We start from the raw sequence: 3,311 nt of genomic DNA, 5'->3' as shown, positions 1-3,311 counted from the left end.
ACCGTAGCTTGACGCTGCGATCTGAATCAGCAGCGCTAGTACGGAGATGAGCATGATTACGCGCGTTTGTATGTTGATTTTCATCGCTTTTTTCCGCTTTCTGCGCGCACCCTAGCGCCAACATCCAGACCCTATAGTTCTGCACCCTACCTCAAAAAGGTAAAGGAATCACGACTCGTCATACCATCAAGACGAGAATTAACGGGGGTGAAGACTGAGGATTTTGTGGAGTGTCGAGTATTTTATTCACATTATTTTTAGCTTCATGAAAAAATCGTAAAGACATTTGCATTAAAATAATAAAGGAAATTTGAATTAAGCAATTGTCGGTCTTAATGCTTGCGATATGGTGATGCGTCGTAGTTCCTGGGAGCCGTGCCGTGTTGCGGAACAATCCCGGATAGGTAAAAGCCCCCCGGTTTTTCGAAAAGGAAGCGGCGAAGCTATCGCCGCTTCCCTAAGGGCAGGCCTCTATTATCGAAACTATTCGCCCGCAATCGCCGGGCGCGGCGACAAATCCTGGGCGTCGTGCAGCCGTCGATAGAGGCCGCCTGCGCGCAGCAAAGCGTCATGCGGGCCATCGGCGGCAATGCCGCCGTCGTTGATGACGATGATGCGGTCGGCATCGCGGATCGTCGCCAACCGATGCGCGATGATGAGCGAGGTTCGCCCGCGCGCCAACTCCTGCAAGGAGGCCTGAATCGCCCGCTCGGTTTCGGTATCGAGGGCGGAGGTTGCTTCATCGAGTATCAGAATTGGCGGATTCTTCAGGAAAATACGGGCAATCGCCACGCGCTGCTTTTGCCCGCCGGAGAGTTGCACGCCGCGCTCCCCAACGATGGTATCGAGCCCTTCGGGGCAGTCGGCGATGAAACCATCCAGCCGTGCCCGGCGCGCGGCGGCGTGAATCTCGGCATCGCTCGCGCCCAGCCGACCATAGGCGATATTCTCGCGTAAGGTGCCGGCGAACAGGAAGACATCCTGCTGCACGATGCCGATTTGGTGGCGCAAGGAGGCCAGCGTTACATCGCGAATATCGTGCCCGTCGATAGTGATGCGCCCGCCGCTGACCTCGTAGAAGCGGGGCAGCAGCGACAGCAGCGTCGTTTTCCCCGCCCCAGACGGGCCGACGAAGGCGATGGTTTCCCCGGCGCGGATGGACAGCGATACAGTGGCCAGCACGGGCCGGTCGGGTTTATAGGCGAAGGAGACGTTCTCGAAGGCAATCGAACCGCTGAAGGGCGGGGCCGTCAGCGCGCCCTCCCGGTCGGTGATTTCCGGTTCGATGGCCAGAAACTCCCGGTAGCGGCGAAACCCGGCAATGCCCTTCGGGTAATTTTCGATAACGGCGGCGATGCGCTCCAGCGGCTGATAGAAAACGTTAATCAGCAGCAGGAAGCCGACGAAACCGCCGATAGTGAGTTCGTTTTGATAAACGAACCAAGTGCCCGCCACGAGCACGACCACCTGAACCAAGCGCATGCCGAGGTAATTCAGCCCCAGGCTATAGGCATGATGCGATAGCCGCTCAGCTTGGCCTGCTTATAGTGCTGGTTATCCTGGGCGAAAAGCGCCCGTTCGTGCGGCTCGTTGGCGAAAGCCCGAACCACGCGCGCCCCGCCAACAACCTCTTCGATCCGGGCATTGAACGCGCCGACGCGCTCGAACTGGGCGTGCCAATTGGCGGTCATGTCGCGCCCGAAGCGGAGAATGACGATCATCACCACCGGCAGGATCAGCAGGGTCATCAGCGCTAACGGTACATGGACCATCAGCATCAGCCCGAGGGCACCGAGAAAGGTCATGCTCGCAATGAACAGATCTTCCGGCCCGTGATGGGCAAGCTCGCCGATTTCCTCCAGGTCTTTGGTCAGCCGTCCGACCAGATGGCCGGTTTTCTGCCCATCGAAAAAGCGTAACGGCAGGCGCTGGAGATGATCGAAGGCGCGGCGGCGCATTTCGGTTTCAATATTAATGCCGAGCACATGGCCCCAGTAGGTCACGACGGCAATCAGGCCGGTATTGATGAGATAAACGGCGAGCAGCCCCAGGCTCGCGCCGATAATCAGCGTCCAATCGCCGCTGGGCAGCAGCTTATCCACATAGGCCGTGACCGCGAAGGGAAACCCCAAGGAGAGGAGGCCGGAGAGAATCGCCCCGCCGAAATCGATCAAAAACAGGCGCTTATGCGGGGTGTAATAGCTGAAAAAATCCTTTAACACGGTGCTTCCTCAGGGGTTGTGCCCAGCGCCGGATCGGCCCGCTGCTTCCCTTGAGACGTTTGAGCCTGCGCGATCTTCCAAAAAAACTATTCTTTGTCGGCGCGGGCGAGCGAATCGACGAAATGGCCCATCGCCAGCTTCATATCGTTGAAAACCGTGCCCGGCGACACGCGAGATGCTTGGCGATTTTCGGATAGGGCCAGCCTTCCACCCGGTTTAGTGTCCAAACCTGCCGCGCCCGCTCCGGCAAAGCATCGAGCGCCGCCTTGACCTGGTTCAACCGCTCCTGCTGGATCAACCGATCCTCGGCGGACGGCGTTTGGCACGGAACCTCCAAAGGTTCGGCGGCATAGGCGGGGATATATTCAAAGCGCTCTTTGGTTTTCCGCCGCCGGACGTGATCGAGCGCCAGATTTTGCGCCGTGCGGTGCAAGAAGGCCCCGATATTCTCGATGGGCGCTTTTTCCGCCGCCTTATGGGCGCGCAAATAACTTTCCTGCAATACGTCTTCGGCGGTGGCGACATCGCGGACGATGCGCAGCGCCCGCCAAAGTAGCGAGCGCCGTTGATCGAGATAGATTGCGTTTAAACTTGCGGACATAATCGGCCCATCATCGCTCAATAGAAGAGGCAGAAAGCCCCCTTGGGTTCTTGAGTCAGACCCTTCTCGCTCCCCGAGATGCGCGCCAGTCTTTGCGACTGATTATCGATCTCATTCAAACCCTGCCGAGTGATATAGGAGCCGGAGAGCGGTTGCAACTGCGAATATCGGCCCGCGTGCGATAGGTTCCTATGGCGGGCGCGTCTGTATATTGTGAGGGCCGGGCGCTCGAACGTCTAAGAGAGAAAGCTCTACCGATAAAGGCAGACCAGGATCGTGGCGCAGGAAACAGCAGACAGCCCCAAACCCGCCGCCCCTTACCGGCATCCCGATCCGATCACCGACGCTGCGCTCGATTGGTTCGTCGTCTTGCAGGGGGAGGGGGCGGATAGGGCCGCGTTCGAGCGCTGGCGGGCCGCCGATTCGCGCCATGCGCAGGCCTTCGCCCAGGTGGCGCGGGTGGCGGATATGCCCGAACTTCGGCAAGA

4 protein-coding genes are annotated in these 3,311 nt (G+C 58.8%); 1 reads left to right on the top strand and 3 read right to left on the bottom strand.

Annotated features, from left to right (window positions below; genetic code table 11):
* Window positions 1-483: 483 nt before the first annotated feature.
* The 3 genes from VZ95_RS28590 to VZ95_RS05590 form a co-directional block, all read right to left on the bottom strand.
* Entirely contained in the window at window positions 484-1,482 is a 999-nt protein-coding gene (locus VZ95_RS28590; RefSeq protein ID WP_332308007.1) for an ABC transporter ATP-binding protein, read from the bottom strand.
* Between the two features lie 11 nt (window positions 1,483-1,493).
* The gene (locus VZ95_RS28585) at window positions 1,494-2,222 is read right to left on the bottom strand and encodes an ABC transporter ATP-binding protein (protein WP_332308006.1); all 729 of its coding nucleotides are present in this window, start codon (window positions 2,220-2,222) and stop codon (window positions 1,494-1,496) included.
* Between the two features lie 139 nt (window positions 2,223-2,361).
* The gene (locus VZ95_RS05590) at window positions 2,362-2,823 is read right to left on the bottom strand and encodes an RNA polymerase sigma factor (RefSeq protein WP_232302496.1); all 462 of its coding nucleotides are present in this window, start codon (window positions 2,821-2,823) and stop codon (window positions 2,362-2,364) included.
* Between the two features lie 276 nt (window positions 2,824-3,099).
* Between VZ95_RS05590 and VZ95_RS05585 the strand changes: the two genes are divergently transcribed.
* On the top strand, window positions 3,100-3,311 hold a 212-nt coding region (locus tag VZ95_RS05585; RefSeq protein WP_045774991.1), incomplete at its 3' end, for a FecR/PupR family sigma factor regulator.

Origin of the sequence: Elstera litoralis (genome assembly GCF_000963705.1) — a bacterium.
GTDB classification, from domain to species: Bacteria; Pseudomonadota; Alphaproteobacteria; order Elsterales; family Elsteraceae; genus Elstera; species Elstera litoralis.
The sequence above is the reverse complement of the archived record's forward strand: the minus strand, read 5'-3'. Positions and strand labels throughout refer to the sequence as shown.

Excerpts from the sequence above, each read along its gene's own strand:
- VZ95_RS28590 (WP_332308007.1), bottom strand. The coding sequence starts at position 1,482 with ATGCGCTTGGTTCAGGTGGTCGTGCTCGTGGCGGGCACTTGGTTCGTT.
- VZ95_RS05590 (WP_232302496.1), bottom strand. The coding sequence starts at position 2,823 with ATGTCCGCAAGTTTAAACGCAATCTATCTCGATCAACGGCGCTCGCTA.